Below are 16,388 nucleotides of genomic sequence, written 5' to 3' on the forward strand. Positions count from 1 at the left end.
TTTTCTTATATGTCTAATACTTGTCTTAAATTCACGATACTGGTAAACAAGTGGGTATCCAATCCTGCTGCTTGACCTGCTTCGATATCAATCGGTCGATCACCAATGACAAGACCTGAGCTAATCTGATACTTTTCTCTTAAATAAATCATGGACTCAGGGTTTGGCTTTCTCTTAAAGCCTGAGCTAGAAGTCACTACTTCCGTAAAATAGGTTGTTATAGAAGTTTTTTCTAAAATTTCTAAGACCTGATTATTTCGATGAGAGACCAAAAAATGACGTCCACCTTGTTTTGAAATGTCTTCCAATAGGTCAGAAACTCCTTCAAACAAAATCGGGTGTTCAAGCTCTCTGGCTTCATTTTCCTTGTATTTTTCTAAAAAATTCTCTAAATTGGGAGCGAATATCTCAATCGCAAAAGGAGTAGAAACCTTTAAAGCCTGATAGACACTGTCATGGTCTTGTGTGATACCATACAATGCCAATGTTTCAACAAATGCAGCTGTTGAAGTTTCATAATTATCCAGTAAAGTTCCACCTAAATCCCAGATATAATCGTGATATTTCATACCCTTCATTATAGCATTTTTTTATGAAAAAAGCGATGATTTCCCTGATTTTTCCACATAAAAAACGAGAGAATAACTCCCGTTTTACTGATTTTTACCAAAGACATCTCGATAGAGCATTCCTGTTCGTAAACTCTCTGCGTCCCCTCCTAGTTGCTCCACCAACTCGTAGGCAAAGGCAAGAGCTGTCGAAGGGCCTCGACTGGTTGTCAAATGACCATCTACCACTACTGTTTCCTTTACATATTGACCATCAAGGATTTGCTCTTGAACGCCGTCATAACAAGTGTACTGCTTGTTTTTCAATATCCCTGCTTGATTGAGGGCAATTGGCGCAGCACAAATAGCTGCCAGTTTCTTCCCTTCTCGTTCGAAGCTTTGCAACTCTTGAATCAAGGCCTGATTGTCTCGCAAATGTACAGAACCAGGCATGCCGCCAGGAAGGACAATCATGTCATAGTCTGATAAATCACCATCAAAAACACGATCTGCACTTACTTGGATTGCATGCGACCCCATCACTTGCTTTTCAAAACCAACCATATCACAAGTAATATTGGCACGACGCAAGATATCTACAACTGTCAAAGCTTCAATTTCTTCAAAGCCCTGAGCTAACATAACTGCTACTTTAACCATGATTTTCTCCTTATTTAATTTGTTTTAATACAACCTTTTTCCGTTTGAATGGGACTTTTCCGCTCTTTTCTTCAGCTAGATTAGTCTGGTAACTCATCGATAAAAGCAAGCCAACACCAATCAAATTACTGATAATAGCCGATCCTCCTTGCGAAATGAAAGGCAGTGGAATCCCGGTCAAAGGAAGCAAGCCCGTTACAGCACCGATATTCTCAAAGATGTGGAAGAGCAACATCATAATCAAACCTGTGGAAATATAGGTGTAGAACTGGTTATTTGATTTGAGAGTAATCTTCAACATACGATAAATGAGCATGAGATAAAGGGCGATAACAAGGACAGAGCCAATAAAGCCAAAATCTTCTGCAATGACCGTGAAAATCATATCCGACTCTCGAACTGGGATAAGCAGATTCGAAGCATTAAAACCTTGACCAAATAAACCACCGCTCCCAATGGCAATCTGCCCTTGAGCCTGCTGGTAAGTCGTTGTTTGGGCAAACTCAAAGGGATTGAGCCAAGCCAAAATCCGATTGATTTGGTAGGTCGGCATTCCAATCTGGTGAAGAAAAGCCCTTCCGTCCTTGCTAATAAAGATGGCTAAGAAACCAGCAACTCCTGTTACAGCAGTCACAAATACTGGGATAATAATTTTCCAAGAAACCCCTGATAATAAAACGATTCCTGAGAAAATGGCTACAAAAACCAAAGCTGTCCCCAAGTCACTTTGAAGTGCTAAAAGAACTAGTACTGGAATAGTAAAGAGAATCATCCAGAAAATCAACAAAAAGTCCAGTGGAACTGTGCGTCTCCATTCCTTATGTTTTTTTGTAAATTGGACAATCACACGGGCCAACATGAGAATATAGGATATCTTCATAAATTCTGACGGTTGGAATAGGGTAATTCCATTTATTGATACCCAGTTTTTGGCACCCGTTGATGCAACTAGGCTTGGATTATAAAAGACAATCGGCAAGACCATAAGTCCCAAGCCTAAAATATACAGAAAGGGGGTCACTTTCCAAAGAAATTCTGTATTAAAGAGCATGACGATAAAACCAATCACAAGCCCCAAGGCGATCCAGGCGACCTGCTGCCCTAAAATGGGCAGAATATTATTTGGATAATCATGACTAACGGCTATATAGATAGCCACCACACCGATGACCAGTAGAAAAAATACTGGCAATAGCAAACTATAATCGACTCTAGAGTCGAGAGAACGTTTCATATACACTAACCTTATACTTTCATACAATACTATTTATCAAAGTTCATTTAAAAATTTATCAACAGCTTCATCAACTTCGGATCGAGAGACGGTTTTAACAGTCGCTTCTTTTGCTAGAGAAGTCACTATTTGCTTGCCGTATCGTTTTCCGACAATTCTCCTATCCAAAATAAGAGTTAAAGAACGTTGGTGTTCACGTCTCATACTTCTTCCCAAAGCCTGTTTTAAACGAATAATAGCCATTGGCAATTGATAATCATAAAAGGCATTTTTCCCTTCTTGAATTAGTTCCTGATTGATCTTTTTCGTCAAGGGCTCTTGAGGATTTTGGAAAGGAAGTCTTGGTACAACTTGAATTACAAAAGGATGACTTGAAAAATCAACTCCTTCCCAGAAACTTGCTGCGCCAAGCAGGATTTGTTGTTCACCTTTTTCAAAGCGTTTCTTTAGCTGATGAACATCCCCATTTTTATACTGGGCCAAGTGGCTAACTGGAAGTAAATCCGATACTGCTAGAAGCATGTCTTTAGCGGTAAAGAGAACCAAAATCGGTTGCTGGAAAGCTTGAACTCCCATCAGTAAATCAGCTACCTCTTGGGCATAAACTTCTAAGGAAGTTTCTGTTACTAGAGGAAAATCTTTGACCAAGACCACTTCTTGATCCTGTTTTTTACAAGCTTCAATCTTAACAAATTTAGCTTCGGGATAGCCTAACAGGTCTGCCAAAGAAACTCTTTGACTAATCTCAAGAGTGGCCGACACTCCCAAGACTTGACATGAATCAGGCACTAAGGAAGATAGAAGAATACGGCCTGATTTCGTAGAAGAAATCTGAATTTTCTTTTGACTCGTTTCAGTTGCTTCAAGCCAGTAATCTCGGTCAGCTGTAAAATAGCGAACCAGCTCCTCAAAGCCTTCTACCTCTAATTCTGAAAAATACTGATGGAGATTGACCAGAGAATCTAAGATATTTTTCCTAGATTTTCCAGACTGAAATTGTTCTATCAAGTAGAAGCACTCAAAGCGAATACTTTCTAGTATTCGTTGTTGGACCTTATTTTGCTCCTCCAGTAGAGCCTTATCAAGCAAATTGATAATAGACTGGATATCGTAGGTCTCTTGAAGCAGATTTTCTAGAGCTAACAAAATCTTTTGAACTTCATCAATAATCAATAAACGGTCACTGACAAATTCAGGATTATCTTCCAGTCTAGTTACAAGATAGGCATGATTGGTCACTAAAAGCTTGCAGGTTTGTGCCCTTTCTTGACTACGTTTCCAAAAATCTTCCGTCACAAATAAGCTATGAGATGATAAATTCCCATCATGACAAAGATCTGTCAGAAAATGTTGGTAACGGTAGAGTTGCCCAATTTCATCCAAATCTCCTGTTTCTGTCTCTGTCAACCAGACCAAGAGTTGCATTTTAAAACGTCTAAATAAGCGATTTTCATCATTTTCCTGCAAGGAACGATAAAAGGTATCCAACTTCAGATAATTGTGTGGTCCCTTTAAAGAATGAATATCTGTATGAAATACTTCCTTGAGACGTTTACCTTCTTCTTCCATGATTTGATTTTGAAGAATCTTTGTCGGAACACTAAGGACAATCTGACGATTTTCCACTTGGGACAAAGCGGGTAAGAGATAGCCATAAGTTTTCCCAATCCCAGTCGGCGCTTGAATCAGAGAGACAGGCTCATCTTTCAATAGCAAGCCAACCTCTTTAGCAAAACTTTCTTGTTCCTCCCTCACTTCAAGGTTCAACAAAGAAATATTTTTAGAAAAATCTTGAGATAGTTTTCGTAGCTCCAGGGGAGCTGTAGTTTTCTTGAAATACAGTCCTTGAACTTGGACCAAGTTTGGTGAACTCAGGATAGATTGACTTCGATAAATTTCTTCAATAACCAGATAGGACTCATATAAGAGAGCATCAGCCATTTCCAGCAAGCGTTCCAAGAGACCTTTAGGAAGTTGGGCCATCTTTTCCCGTAGAAATAAGAGTAATTCAGCAGTAGCTTGGGCATCTGAAAGGGCTGTGTGAGCGTGCTTAAGAGGAATTCCTAATTCCTGACACAAAATCGGCAAACTATATTTTTCCAGTTCTGGGAAAAAGACTTGAGCCAATTCGACCGTGTCCACACGAAGATTTCTTAGTTCATAGCCTTCAAAAAATAAATTCTCCGCCAAGAGATTAGCATCAAACTGAACATTATGGGCTACAAAAATCCCATCCTCCACCAAGTCAAAGATTTTTCTAGCAACTTGCGAAAAATCAGGTGCTTGCGCCAGACGTTGGTCTGTCAATCCTGTCAGTTCTTTGATATGAGCATCTAAGGGTTCATGTGGATTGACATCCGTCGTATAGTGATCGACGATTTTTCCGTCCTCAATCACAACAATTCCCACTTGGATAATTTTAGCCTTACTACCTGTGCTAGTTGCCTCTAAATCCACCACAACATAGCGATTACCAATCGTTTTCATTATAAAAAATTATACCAAAAAAAGGGCCATTTGGCACCTGCAAACATAGGATAATTTTCAAACTCAAGAAGGTTACTTGCCTTAAAAATCCCAGCAAACAGAGCATCCTAGCCTACTTATTTTTTTGAAAATATTGGAGAATAAGAAAAATTGAGAGAAGAAATATTTGCATCTTCCTTCTCTCAACGAATCATTTACTTTATTTAACCATGTCAGGATCGTAATCATAAAATCCTGTATCAAGGAAACGGTTTTTAGGATGTAACTTGCGCACTTCTTCATCCAGCAAGAAGGCTTGGTCATGACTAAAGTTGCCCTCTTGGATCAAGCTACGCGCTTGGATAAAGAGTTTTGCAATCTCAACAAAGTTCTGACCAGGTGTATAGAGACCTTCTAATTTCCAGTGAGTAAAGCCATGCTCCACCAATTCTGTTAATTTGGTCATCAAATCAAGGTCATTGTTGGCAAAGATGTGGGTACCATGATTGTCTTCAAAAATAGAATAGTGGCTCTCTGGGTCACTTGGCTCAGCCAAGAAGAGGTCACGCTTGCGAGTCTTTTCATCATCAATATGCGTAAAGTTATAGTAGTTTTGCAAGAGCGGACGTTTAGAATGATGGATGACACTAGCACCGTAAACCAAAACTTCAGCAGGAATTTCCAAAATCTCTGGCATTTTGAAAAGTTCAGCTGATGGAATTTCACGCGCCAAAACAGCCTCAGATGCGCCAGCCTTTTGTCCCCAGAAGTTGATCTGACGACTGCTTGTCACCATAGTTGAAGCATCATAAATGGTCTTAAATGAATAACCATCGCGGTTGACTACGTAAAAGACACCTGCATCCCCAATCGTAATGTAGTCTGTCTTGATTTCTTCCAAAAAGTCTAAGAAAGGTTTGATACGGTCCATCATATCTTGGTGCATGAGGGCATTGACTGCAACAATCAATTCCTTATCAGCATCATGAACCAGCTTAGCGATTTCACGCAATTGGTCATGACTAAAGGTTGTTGGCAGACGAAGGCCAAAATCTTTCTCACCGACATAGATACGGTCTACGCCAGCTTCGAGCAGTTGTTTAACTTGTTCAATACTTTCAGCAGTTGCTGTAATGATAATCTTTTCCATAAGAAAAATTATACCACATTTCTCAAAAATCAGCTATGCTTTGAAAATGAAAAGGGACTTTATTCTTTTTGTAACCTTTCTGTAATAATTCTCTGCTGAAAAAATGATAAAATAGGTATGTACTGTTAAGGAGAGAATCATGCCCGTAAGAAAATTACAATCCTATGAGGTAGACTATCAAGAAGAATTAAACCAGCAACTTCCTCATTATCAAGCTTATACACCTGAAGCACAAACTGATAGCAATCTCAAAGAAATTTTATTTTTTGTCAATATCGCTGTTTTTTGTATCTGCATTGCCATCTTTAGTTTTATCTTTTTATCATTAAAATTAACAACTGTGCTCGCCTTACCTGCAGCAATAGTATCCAGCTTACTTGTTTTAAAAGTCCAACGCTCTGTTATCAAACGAAAACTTAAAAAATAAACATATCGCCCCATCCGGAGCGATATGTTTATTTTTTCTTTTTAGATGGTGTGTGGATGGCAATCTTCACTTCAAAGATTGTTCCCTTGGGTTTATTATCTTTAACAGTAATGGTTCCTTTTAAGGCGTCTACAATTTGCTTGGCCAGAGATAATCCTAAACCAAAACCACCTTTTTGTCGGGTTCTAGCCTTATCAACTCGATAAAAGCGGTCAAAAATTTTCTTCTTATCTTCTGTCGAAATACCGACTCCATTATCAGAAACAAGTAAATACAGATTGCGATCGGTCGCCGAGATAAGAAAATCAATTTCACCATCCTCTTCAGTATACTTGACAGCATTATCAAATAGGATAGTCATCAACTGCTTCAAGAGAAGCTGATCTGTGACAATCGTGCGATGGATCCGATTTTCAAAACGGAAGACACGATCATTTTCCGAAGCAATCATCTCATAGTTTGTGAAAGTCGTATTAAAAAAGCTAGTTGGAACTTCTGCAAGTTCTGGCTTAATCCCATCATCTCTACGAGCTAAGTTCAGCAAGTTTGTCGTCAAAAAACGCATATTTCGGACTTCTTCCAAGCTCGATGCAATGCTTTCACTCACATCCATAATGGTAGCTTCTGGCTTACGAAAAAGGGTCTCTAAGCGATTTTGCAAAACTGCGAGTGGAGTTCGTAACTCATGACTGGCATTTTCCACAAAGGACTGTTGCTTCTGCATGCTCTCAAGCAGGGGCCTAACACTAACCCTAGCTAGATAGAGACTGGCAAGCAAAGACAAAATCCAGAAACTTGCCATCACAATCACAATCAATTTCTCATGCTTTTGACTGGCCTGCTCTAACTGACTGGTATTTATCAAGACAGCAGCATACTTGATATTGGTTGAAACCGAACTAATATTGGTTTCCATCAAAATCATACGATAGATTTCTTCCTGCCCATAGCTATTAAAAACCTGAATCTGATAGATATGGCCTAGTTCTTTCTTTTCTAACTTAATCTTATCCAAGCCCAAAAATCGATTTCCAGAAAGAAGTTGAGTAAAGTTCTTATCAAAGAGAATGACTTCCGTATTGGAACTGACATTGGGTTTTATCTCAGTCTTGCTAGTATCTGTAGCGGCATTTTCTAAATCTTTAATCTCTTCTGTTGCCCTATTTACTGCCAGCTGAATAACTGCTTGAGGATTTTCACTCAGTCCGTGGAGCTTATCATCCACCGAAGTATAAAGACTCGAATGCATGACTTGTAAAATAATCAGAGTCATGGTAGAGAAAATCAGAGTGAAGACACCAAAGTTGCGGATAAAATAACTAAAGTCATCCGCACACCATGTTTTTTTTAGTTTACTGAACATCTTTTAAAATATACCCAACACTGCGCAAGGTTTGCAAATTCTCTGCAAAAGTGGTTCCTTTTAATTTCTTACGGACTTTTGAAACATAAACTTCGACAACCGAAATCGTTGTATCACTATCAAATCCCCATAGACGATCAAAAATCTGAGTCTTAGGCAAAATAACATTTTGATTTTGAAGGAAATAAACTAATAAATCAAACTCTTTCCCCAGCAATTCGACAGGAGTATCTTCGACTTTAACGGTATTGGTTGACAAATTAACCACAATATTTCCATAAGTCAAGGTATTTTCATTAAACTTACCTGAACGTTTGAGAAGGGCTTGAATCCGCATTTTGAGTTCTTCTAGGTAGAAAGGTTTAGTCAGATAATCATCTGCTCCCAGTTCAAATCCATGTCCCTTGTCATCCAAACTTTCCTTGGCAGTCATAATCAGAACTGGAGTCGTAATCCCCTTTTCACGCAATTCTTTCAAGACTTGGAAGCCATTTTTTTCAGGTAACATCAAATCGAGCAAAATCAAATCATAGACGCCACTTTCAGCTTCATAGAGACCTTCTTCTCCATCAAATACCTGCATGACATCCGCAAAATCGTCTAAAAAGTCAAATACTGAATTTGACAGGCCTAGGTCATCCTCAACTAATAAGATTTTTATCATGAGAAACTCCTCCTTATTAAAACCATTATACCAAATTTGCCTTAAAAAAAACTCAACTCTCTGCATTTTACATGAGATAGCTGAGTTTTCTTTTTATTTTAGGCTTGTTTATGCATTTCCGTATTGAAGAACGACTGCTTCCACTGCAGCTTTTTCACGGTTAATCAAGTCAACACGCGCTGCAATTTCCTTGATTCCCATACCGATGTTACGGCTAAGAGCAAGGTCAGAAAGTTGTGGCTCAAAGAATTCCTTGTACTCTGCCAAGCGTTGCTGAGTCTTAAATACGTGTGCAGGAAGGATAACAAAGCTATCAAAGCTCATATCTCCACCAAGGGCTGCCTTAATCCAAGCCCAGTTTTCACGCGCCCAAGACCAAGCTGTTTCCTGAGTTGCTTGATGACCTAAGAATTGGTAATACCAAGCAGACAAGTCCTGCGGTTTGACCACAAATTTGTCCTTCCAAGAAGCAATCAAGGTTTGGATATTGTCCGCATCTTTACTATAGGCAAGAGCTGCTGCCAACTGACGTTTAAAGACAGCATCTGTTGCGTGAGTATAAGTATCAAGATAAAGTGCTAACAAGTCTTTAGTCTCATGATGTTTCATCTCATTGATCAGAACTTGTGAGCGAATTGCTGCTGGGAGTCCTGCAAGATTCTCCTTGTGAGCCGCGAAGATTTGGCTAGCGACTTGGCTAGCTTCTGCATCATTTGAGCGAATCATCATAGAAATGGCTAACTGACGAACCAATTCATCCTCATCTGATTCTCCGTCTTTAGCTTCAAAACCAAGACGGTCATAGTTGTGACGAGCCAATTTAGCAACCAAGGCTTTGAAGGCTATTTCAGCTTCTGTTCCTTCATCGATAAAGCGCTCGAGGGCAGAAATTACTTGAGAAATGGCTGAAACGACAAGGTAAGATTCTTCCTTAGCAAGTTTATCAAGGACTGGGAGCAAGTCAGCATAAGAAATGTGCCCTGCTTCAGCAAGCAAACGACGTTCTTGAACGATTTGAAGTTTACTTGTGTTATCAAGATTAACTAGGTCAGCAAGAACTGCATCCAACAAGTCTCCTTGATAGTCGGTAATGTAGTGGGCTGTATTTTCAGTATTGAAACGAAGAGCTCCGTCATTTTCAGCAAGAAGAGCTGCGTAGCCTGGAATTTCGATGCTTTCAGTTTCAAGTGTATCTGGCAAGCCTTTCCAGTTGCTATTGAGTGGCACAACCCAGAGACGGTTCTTGTCTTCGTTCTCACCGATGAAGAATTGTTTTTGTGAAATCTTCAAGACATCATTTTCAACTTTGACAGTAAGAACTGGGTAACCAGGCTGTTCTAACCAAGAATCCATAAAGGCTGCGACATCACGTCCTGACGCTTGACCAAGGGCATCCCAAAGGTCACGACCAATTGTATTGCTGTACTGATGTTTTTCAAAGTAGGCATGTAAACCTTTGGCAAAATCGGCATCACCTAGCCAACGGCGAAGCATGTGCATGAGGCGACTTCCTTTGGCATAGACGATAGCTCCGTCAAAGAGCGTATTGATTTCATCTGGATGTTTAACTTCGACGTGGACAGACTGAACGCCATCAGTAGCGTCACGTTCAAGAGCAAGAGGTACTCCACCTGTTTGGAAATCTTCAAAGATATTCCAGCTTGGTTCAATAGCATCCACACAGACGTACTCCATCATGTTAGCAAAGCTTTCATTGAGCCAAAGGTCATCCCACCATTTCATAGTTACGAGGTTACCAAACCATTGGTGAGCCAATTCATGGGCAACAACAAGGGCAACTTGTTGACGGCTAGCAAATGTAGAGTTCTCATCCACAACCAAGTAAACTTCACGGTAGGTCACCAGACCCCAGTTTTCCATAGCACCAGCTGAGAAATCAGGAAGGGCGATATGGAGAGATTGAGGAATTGGGTACTTAACTCCATAGTAATCTTCGTAAAACTCGATAGAGCGAACAGCGATATCCAGTGAGAAATCAAGATTTGAAAGTGGATGTGCTTTGGTTGAGTAGACACCTACCAGGGTACCGTTTTTAGTTTTAGCCGTCACACCTTGCAAATCACCCGCAACAAAGGCTAACAAGTAAGAAGACATGCGAGGTGTTGTCTCAAACTTCCAGATACCTGTTTCCTTACGGTTTTCAACATCGATTTCTGGCATGTTAGACAAGGCCAATTCATCTTCTGCTTGGTCAAAACGTAGAGAGAGGTCAAAAGTTGCTTTGGCTTCTGGCTCATCCACACATGGAAAGGCTTCGCGCGCAAAATGGCTCTCGAACTGAGTAGACAAGACTTCCTTCTTGACTCCATCAACTGTGTAATAAGAAGGGTAAATCCCTGTCATGTTGTCTGTGATTTTACCAGAAAAGGTAAGAACCACTTCAACTTGACCAGCCTCAGCCAATTCGATATGAAGGGCTTCATTGTCATGGTCAACTGTAAATGGACGAGCTTGACCTGCAACTTCTACAGAAGCGATTTCCAGGTCTTTTTGGTGGAGGGAAATACGGTCACTCTGTGCTTGACCAGTGATGGTCACCTTCCCTGAAAACGTCTTGGTCTCACGACTCAAGTCTAAAAATAAATCATAGTGTTCAGGAACAAATTGCTTAATAAAATGTTCAACTGCTTGCATAGTTTTCTCCTATTCTAAGTTTAAGAGCTAGAGCTCTTCTTCAAACAAACTTATTATATCATGTTTTGTCTAAGAAAAAAGGATTGGACAGCGATTTCTAAAACTTTCTTCCGTCTAACAGTCTACAGGGGGTAGACCTTGCGAAATTCTTCTAAAACAACCTTGCTGTCAGGTGTAAAAGTCTGTCCTGCCTCCCTCAGCCACTCGGCGAAACAATCCTCATGAACCTGACGCCAATAGGCTAAAGATTTGTCACCTTCCCCTTCTTTAAAGGCATGATCAGCAGAAACTTGATTGAAGGGTTCAACAGAAACCTTTGTAATTTCGACAATACAGACAGCTTGATCTTGGCTATTTAAAATGACATCGAAGGTCCCTTCTTGCGGAAGGGGTTCATCTTCTAGTGCGTAGAGGTCGTAGGCTGAAGCTGTTGCTGTCTTTTCTCCTTTTAAAACCAAATCTGCCAAGAGATCGGCTTCCACTCCAAAAGCCCAAGCATCGATTTCATCTCCGATAGAAGGATTGATTTGTTTGTATTTATTCCACATTTCTTGCGGTGTCATGGGTTTCTCCTTTGTAATTTTTTACTTTCTTCTTTTACACGTTTGAGGTGGTCTGGATGGTCAATTTCTAAATCAAAAATCTCCGGAATAGAGCTGTAATGGAGAATGCATTCGATATCCATCTGATTTATTTTTTGTATGAAAGAAGTATTCAGATAGCCTGCTACAGCAAAATCAATCTTTTTCATCCTTACTTTATCCTGCATATCTCTTAGCATATCTAACATTATTGGACTTTCCATATCATGCCATTGACTGTTTCTCACGGTCGCAAAAACAAAAGAAGTCAAATCATTCATTCCAACTACAATCTTTGAAATGCCCGTTTCCAGTATCCTATCCAAGTCAAAATACGCTGACGGTAATTCAATCATCGTTCCGACTTTCCCAGTAAAACCATGCTGATGTAATACTCTAATAGCTTGCTTTAATTGATCGGCATCATTGACAAAAGGAAAAATAACAGACAGATTGGGATTGGTTTGATAAACTTCTGTAACGACATTTGCCTCAGCCTGAAATTCATCCGAACACGCTAGTAAACGTCTAGTTCCTCTATAACCAAACAAAGGATGACGTTCATCAAAATACTCTTTAGTTCCCTCTAAACAATTGGCTTCTGTATTCGTTAATTCTGAAAAACGATACCAGACCTCTTCATCCGAGTACAAGGAACAAATAGTGTCTAGATAATCTTTTACAAATTGCTGACAACTTGATAACAGGATGTTTTGATTGAGCTCTCTCAATAAATATTCCCCACGAATCATGCCAACATGATGAAATAGTTGTGGGTAAACTTTTTCATCAAGTTTTTCGCCACTAAGAGCAAGTTGATTTTTCATCATTCACCTTCCAATTCATGTAAGAAGTATTGCCCAGTTCTGGAAATCCTAATAACTCTGCTTTGACCTTCAAGACTAATAGCGATGCATTTCTTCTGTAATCTCTTGAATATCCATCCAAACATATCCCAGTGAATCATTCGCACCATCAGATACAGCTTCCGAAATCGTAACTTGAGGTGCACTCTCATTCATTTCAACATCATACAAGGCCATGATATGGTGAACCATAAAATTTTTTAACTCTTCCCTGACGAAAACATCGTAGATTCGAGGATTAGAGTAGCTTCTAACAGTAAATCCCGTCTCTTCCATAACTTCTCTAGTCAGCGTTTCCGTCAGTCCTTCACCAAGTTGCTGACTGCCTCCAGGTAGATCATACCGATGTTGATAAGGGCCTCTCGTTTTTTCAATGCAGAGTAACTTCCTATTTTCAAAGCAAACAGCGTAGACTCCAAAGTGTCTTTTGATTTCCATCAGATCCTCCTACTTCAAAGACCAGCCACCATCTATTGTCAAAATTTGTCCCTGCATGGCAGATGCCTTTCCACTGGCCAAAAAGAGACTGACTTCTGCCACTTCCTCTGGTTCTATCCAACGTTTGATGGGTGTTTCACTAGCCACCCAGTCAGCCAATCCACCTGGCTCAAAATCTGCAGCGGTCATAGCTGTCTTGACTGCTCCTGGAGCAAGCCCAAATACCTGAATCCCAGCTTCTGCATAGTCTAGAGCCAACTGCTTGGTAAAGCCTGCCAAGGCGTGCTTCGAAGAAGTATAGGCGTGTCCACCGCCACCTGCTAGGCTAGAAGCGATGGAGCACATATTGATGATGATTCCCTTTTTATTTTCCAACATTTGTGTCAAATAAAATCGAGTCAACTCTACTGGAGTCACGTAGTTAATTTCAAAAATTTCTTGAATTTCCTGCGCTGTCTGTTCCAACAGTGGTTTATAATCATCCAAAACTCCAGCAGTATTGCACAAAATATCCACCTGTGGACACCAGTCAAAAATAGGCTCCAAGCCCAAGGTCAAATCTCTCTGTAAAAAGTGGAAATCACCCTGTAAGAGTGGATATTCACCTTGGTCAACTCCATAAACTTGATAGCCCTTCTCTAAAAAGAGGCTAGCTTGAGCCAGACCAATTCCTGAACTAACGCCTGTAATGAGTACACATTTAGTCATGCACTTCTACCCAATCCGTCGCCAAAACATCACAAGGTGTCGGACTCCACATGGAAAAACCTTCTCCTTCTCCAGACACGTTGATTAGGAAATAGGGCGTCACTTCAAGTGCAATCCCGTTTTGTTCAATAGTATCAAAGAGTTGGACATAGTTTTCAGCGCCTCCCCAACCAGTTCGTACATATTTTTTCTTAGCCTTTAACCCAGGCAGCATTTCTTCAAATGTCATATTTTTCTCCTTTGATTCTACATTCTTCATTTAATTATAACAAAAAAACCGCTTTACAACGGCTTTTTGACCGTGATTTATTTACATCTGCTTCTACTTATGGCAAATTATTCCCTGCTGCAAGATAAATTTCATACCATTCTTTTCTTGTTAAATTAAAGTTTGTCGCTTGGCTAGCTTCTATCAAATGCTTAGGATTTGTTGTACCTACGACTGCCTGCATTTTGGCTGGGTAGCGTAATATCCAAGAAATAGCAATAGTTGAAGAAGTTACTCCATATTTAATAGCTAAACGCTCAAGTACTTGATTTAAAGCTTGAAATTTCTCATTGCCAACAAAATTCCCTCTAAAATACCCGAATTGTAAGACAGACCATGCTTGAATGACCACATCGTGTAATTTGCAATATTCAAAAATGCTGCCATCTCGCATAGCTGCTTGACTATCTTCCATATTAACATGAAAACCTGATTCGAATCCTGGAGTAAAAGCCGCACTCAATTGTAGCTGATTAACAGTTAGCGGCTGCTTGACATCTTTTTTAAGCAACTTCATCATCATAGGATTTTGATTAGAAACTCCAAAATTTCGAACCTTACCTTGTTTATAAAGGAGATCAAAGGCTTCTGCTACTTGGTCAGATTCCATCAAAGCATCTGGTCGATGAAGAAGCAAGCTATCTAGATGATCAATCTTCAATCTTTGCAAAATACCGTCTACTGATTTTATAATATAGTCCTTAGAAAAATCAAAATAGGTAAATTCTTCAATGCGAATGCCACATTTTGACTGAATCCACATCTCTTCTCTTAAATCTGGACGATTTTTTAGGACAAGACCTAACAGTTCTTCACAACGACCACGACCATATATATCAGCCAAGTCGAAAGCATTGATTCCAACAGAAAGTGCTGTTTCTACAAGCTCTTCAACTTCTTTTACAGACTTATCTTCTATTCTCATCATTCCGAGAACAATTTCTGATAATTCTTTATCATCTTGACCAAGAGTTATGTATCTCATCAAATTTTTCTCCTTAAATTTCTAACATTCTTCTCTTCATTATAACAAAAAACCGCTTTGTAACGGCTTTTTGACTATATTTCACTCCATTTTATCTTCTTAAACCCACGGAACAAGACAAAGATTCCAATAAAGAGAACTGCTAAAGGAATAATCTTTGTGAGGAAAACATTTGAAATGCCCATCCACGCATAATAACGGAGCAGAGAGCCTACAATAAGATGGGCAACAATCATACTGACAAAGGGACGAAAGACCGCTTCTTTCCAATTCCAAATACTGATGACTAGAGAAAGCGTAAAGACAAGGAAACTATACCAGGGAGCAGGAAGATAAAAGGCTCCTTCTTGTATGAAACTTCCTATTCCTACATATCCTAGAACAACTAGCAGAACTATAGTCCCAACGACAACATAAGTGCCAATTTTCATCTTAGGATAATCTTGGACTAGCCCCCAACGTAAGATTGTGGCCACAAGTCCAAAACCAATCAGAAAAAGAAGAAGTTGCCCTAAAAATGTGAGCAAATTGACTGTTAAGAGAGGACCTTTAGAAAAATCACTTAGTAGTTGATAATAACGTAATACCGCTAGGACAAGAATTGGCGTCAAAAGGGACTCCTTGATAGAACTACGTGGCGCTTCCTTGAGCATCTCTTTCATTAATTTTTTAGGATCCTTACCTAGATAATCCTCTGCACTCATGCCATCTCGTTCTGCTTCTGAGAAATCTAACATCATCAAATAAATCTGCTCTCTGAGATAGTCCTCATCATAGAGAAATCCAGCAAGATTAAAACTATCCCACAGTTCCTCAAAATACTGCTGATTCTCCTCAGAAAACTCATGCAGCAAAGCGCTTGTTTCTTCGTAATACTTCATTTTCTTCATGGTTTAACCCCCATTCTTAATTCCTTCTACTTTTTGACTCAAATCGTCCCATTGTTGCCAAAAGACCGAGACACGCTCTTCTCCTTCTTTAGTTAACGAAAAATACTTCCGATCTGGACCATCTGGCGACGGACGCATGTCGCCTCTTATCCATTGATTTTTTTCTAACTTTTGCAACAAAGGATAAATAGTTCCCGGAACAATGGTGTCAAATCCAGCCTCTCGCAAAGTTTGAACCAACTCATAACCATATCGCTCTTTTTGACCAATCATATCCAAGACACAACCTTCAAGAACACCTTTTAATAGTTGAGTTTCCTTCATCACTTCTCCCTTCTAATCTATTTTGTAATACCTACTAGTAGCTCCACCTATAGTATACTACTTCTATACTAGTTTGTAAAGCATAATAGTTAATACTCTTCGAAAATCTCTTCAAACCACGTCAGCGTCGCCTTACCGTATGTATGGTTACTGACTTCGTC

The 16,388-nt window shown here is 39.6% G+C and carries 16 protein-coding genes and 1 pseudogene; 1 reads left to right on the forward strand and 16 read right to left on the reverse strand.

Annotation, left to right across the window (positions count from 1 at the left end; translation table 11 throughout):
• Positions 1 to 5: 5 nt before the first annotated feature.
• The 5 genes from HT721_RS00425 to HT721_RS00445 all read right to left on the reverse strand — a co-directional run bounded on the left by HT721_RS00425 (position 6) and on the right by HT721_RS00445 (position 6,058).
• Positions 6 to 569 carry an HAD family hydrolase gene (locus HT721_RS00425; RefSeq protein ID WP_173213689.1) on the reverse strand — a complete coding sequence of 188 codons (564 nt, stop codon included), beginning with the start codon at positions 567 to 569 and terminating at the stop codon, positions 6 to 8.
• A gap of 84 nt (positions 570 to 653) precedes the next feature.
• A complete protein-coding gene (locus HT721_RS00430) occupies positions 654 to 1,208 on the reverse strand; it encodes a DJ-1 family glyoxalase III (RefSeq protein ID WP_173213691.1) in 555 nt (184 codons plus the stop codon).
• A gap of 10 nt (positions 1,209 to 1,218) precedes the next feature.
• A complete protein-coding gene (locus tag HT721_RS00435; RefSeq protein WP_173213694.1) occupies positions 1,219 to 2,442 on the reverse strand; it encodes an FtsW/RodA/SpoVE family cell cycle protein in 1,224 nt (407 codons plus the stop codon).
• A gap of 36 nt (positions 2,443 to 2,478) precedes the next feature.
• Positions 2,479 to 4,929 carry a bifunctional DnaQ family exonuclease/ATP-dependent helicase gene (locus HT721_RS00440; RefSeq protein ID WP_173213696.1) on the reverse strand — a complete coding sequence of 817 codons (2,451 nt, stop codon included), beginning with the start codon at positions 4,927 to 4,929 and terminating at the stop codon, positions 2,479 to 2,481.
• Positions 4,930 to 5,128: 199 nt separating this feature from the next.
• Positions 5,129 to 6,058 (reverse strand): peptidase U32 family protein, encoded by a 930-nt coding sequence (locus tag HT721_RS00445; RefSeq protein WP_101785251.1) that lies wholly within the window; start codon positions 6,056 to 6,058, stop codon positions 5,129 to 5,131.
• A 139-nt stretch (positions 6,059 to 6,197) separates the two neighbouring features.
• Between HT721_RS00445 and HT721_RS00450 the strand changes: the two genes are divergently transcribed.
• Positions 6,198 to 6,485, forward strand: coding sequence for a DUF3270 domain-containing protein (locus HT721_RS00450; protein WP_050390168.1), 288 nt, complete (start codon positions 6,198 to 6,200; stop codon positions 6,483 to 6,485).
• A gap of 28 nt (positions 6,486 to 6,513) precedes the next feature.
• On the opposite strand, the gene ciaH is transcribed toward HT721_RS00450, so the two are convergent.
• From ciaH to HT721_RS00505, 11 genes and pseudogenes are all read right to left on the reverse strand, one after another.
• The gene (gene ciaH / locus HT721_RS00455) at positions 6,514 to 7,848 is read right to left on the reverse strand and encodes a two-component system sensor histidine kinase CiaH (RefSeq protein ID WP_173213699.1); all 1,335 of its coding nucleotides are present in this window, start codon (positions 7,846 to 7,848) and stop codon (positions 6,514 to 6,516) included.
• Positions 7,838 to 8,512, reverse strand: a complete 675-nt coding sequence (ciaR, locus tag HT721_RS00460; protein ID WP_000590639.1) for a two-component system response regulator CiaR — start codon at positions 8,510 to 8,512, stop codon at positions 7,838 to 7,840. The genes ciaH and ciaR overlap by 11 nt, the downstream gene beginning before the upstream one ends.
• A 108-nt stretch (positions 8,513 to 8,620) precedes the next feature.
• The gene (locus HT721_RS00465; RefSeq protein WP_173213701.1) at positions 8,621 to 11,167 is read right to left on the reverse strand and encodes a M1 family metallopeptidase; all 2,547 of its coding nucleotides are present in this window, start codon (positions 11,165 to 11,167) and stop codon (positions 8,621 to 8,623) included.
• 122 nt (positions 11,168 to 11,289) lie between these two features.
• Positions 11,290 to 11,730, reverse strand: a complete 441-nt coding sequence (locus HT721_RS00470) for an ASCH domain-containing protein (protein WP_173213704.1) — start codon at positions 11,728 to 11,730, stop codon at positions 11,290 to 11,292.
• Positions 11,727 to 12,575 (reverse strand): putative PEP-binding protein, encoded by an 849-nt coding sequence (locus tag HT721_RS00475; RefSeq protein WP_173213900.1) that lies wholly within the window; start codon positions 12,573 to 12,575, stop codon positions 11,727 to 11,729. Before HT721_RS00475 ends, HT721_RS00470 begins: the two co-directional genes overlap by 4 nt.
• Positions 12,553 to 13,052, reverse strand: a pseudogene (locus HT721_RS00480) (NUDIX hydrolase). Before HT721_RS00480 ends, HT721_RS00475 begins: the two are co-directional and overlap by 23 nt.
• Positions 13,053 to 13,061: 9 nt before the next feature.
• The gene (locus tag HT721_RS00485; protein ID WP_173213706.1) at positions 13,062 to 13,760 is read right to left on the reverse strand and encodes a 3-oxoacyl-ACP reductase; all 699 of its coding nucleotides are present in this window, start codon (positions 13,758 to 13,760) and stop codon (positions 13,062 to 13,064) included.
• Entirely contained in the window at positions 13,753 to 13,989 is a 237-nt protein-coding gene (locus HT721_RS00490; RefSeq protein ID WP_000142161.1) for a DUF2829 domain-containing protein, read from the reverse strand. Before HT721_RS00490 ends, HT721_RS00485 begins: the two co-directional genes overlap by 8 nt.
• A 97-nt stretch (positions 13,990 to 14,086) precedes the next feature.
• Entirely contained in the window at positions 14,087 to 15,013 is a 927-nt protein-coding gene (locus HT721_RS00495) for an aldo/keto reductase (RefSeq protein ID WP_173213712.1), read from the reverse strand.
• 74 nt (positions 15,014 to 15,087) lie between these two features.
• On the reverse strand, positions 15,088 to 15,903 hold the full coding sequence (locus HT721_RS00500; RefSeq protein ID WP_173213714.1) for a hypothetical protein: 816 nt from the start codon (positions 15,901 to 15,903) through the stop codon (positions 15,088 to 15,090).
• Between the two features lie 3 nt (positions 15,904 to 15,906).
• The gene (locus HT721_RS00505) at positions 15,907 to 16,227 is read right to left on the reverse strand and encodes a PadR family transcriptional regulator (RefSeq protein WP_000665422.1); all 321 of its coding nucleotides are present in this window, start codon (positions 16,225 to 16,227) and stop codon (positions 15,907 to 15,909) included.
• Positions 16,228 to 16,388: the final 161 nt, after the last annotated feature.

The sequence above is a fragment of the Streptococcus sp. 4094 genome, assembly GCF_013277125.1.
Classification (GTDB): domain Bacteria; phylum Bacillota; class Bacilli; order Lactobacillales; family Streptococcaceae; genus Streptococcus.

What these genes read in the sequence shown, in the direction of transcription:
- HT721_RS00425 (WP_173213689.1), bottom strand. Translation starts at nt 569, where the DNA reads ATGAAATATCACGATTATATCTGGGATTTAGGTGGAACTTTACTGGAT.
- HT721_RS00430 (WP_173213691.1), bottom strand. Translation starts at nt 1,208, where the DNA reads ATGGTTAAAGTAGCAGTTATGTTAGCTCAGGGCTTTGAAGAAATTGAA.
- HT721_RS00435 (WP_173213694.1), bottom strand. Translation starts at nt 2,442, where the DNA reads ATGAAACGTTCTCTCGACTCTAGAGTCGATTATAGTTTGCTATTGCCA.
- HT721_RS00440 (WP_173213696.1), bottom strand. Translation starts at nt 4,929, where the DNA reads ATGAAAACGATTGGTAATCGCTATGTTGTGGTGGATTTAGAGGCAACT.
- HT721_RS00445 (WP_101785251.1), bottom strand. Translation starts at nt 6,058, where the DNA reads ATGGAAAAGATTATCATTACAGCAACTGCTGAAAGTATTGAACAAGTT.
- HT721_RS00450 (WP_050390168.1), top strand. Translation starts at nt 6,198, where the DNA reads ATGCCCGTAAGAAAATTACAATCCTATGAGGTAGACTATCAAGAAGAA.
- ciaH (WP_173213699.1), bottom strand. Translation starts at nt 7,848, where the DNA reads ATGTTCAGTAAACTAAAAAAAACATGGTGTGCGGATGACTTTAGTTAT.
- ciaR (WP_000590639.1), bottom strand. Translation starts at nt 8,512, where the DNA reads ATGATAAAAATCTTATTAGTTGAGGATGACCTAGGCCTGTCAAATTCA.
- HT721_RS00465 (WP_173213701.1), bottom strand. Translation starts at nt 11,167, where the DNA reads ATGCAAGCAGTTGAACATTTTATTAAGCAATTTGTTCCTGAACACTAT.
- HT721_RS00470 (WP_173213704.1), bottom strand. Translation starts at nt 11,730, where the DNA reads ATGACACCGCAAGAAATGTGGAATAAATACAAACAAATCAATCCTTCT.
- HT721_RS00475 (WP_173213900.1), bottom strand. Translation starts at nt 12,575, where the DNA reads ATGAAAAATCAACTTGCTCTTAGTGGCGAAAAACTTGATGAAAAAGTT.
- HT721_RS00485 (WP_173213706.1), bottom strand. Translation starts at nt 13,760, where the DNA reads ATGACTAAATGTGTACTCATTACAGGCGTTAGTTCAGGAATTGGTCTG.
- HT721_RS00490 (WP_000142161.1), bottom strand. Translation starts at nt 13,989, where the DNA reads ATGACATTTGAAGAAATGCTGCCTGGGTTAAAGGCTAAGAAAAAATAT.
- HT721_RS00495 (WP_173213712.1), bottom strand. Translation starts at nt 15,013, where the DNA reads ATGAGATACATAACTCTTGGTCAAGATGATAAAGAATTATCAGAAATT.
- HT721_RS00500 (WP_173213714.1), bottom strand. Translation starts at nt 15,903, where the DNA reads ATGAAGAAAATGAAGTATTACGAAGAAACAAGCGCTTTGCTGCATGAG.
- HT721_RS00505 (WP_000665422.1), bottom strand. Translation starts at nt 16,227, where the DNA reads ATGAAGGAAACTCAACTATTAAAAGGTGTTCTTGAAGGTTGTGTCTTG.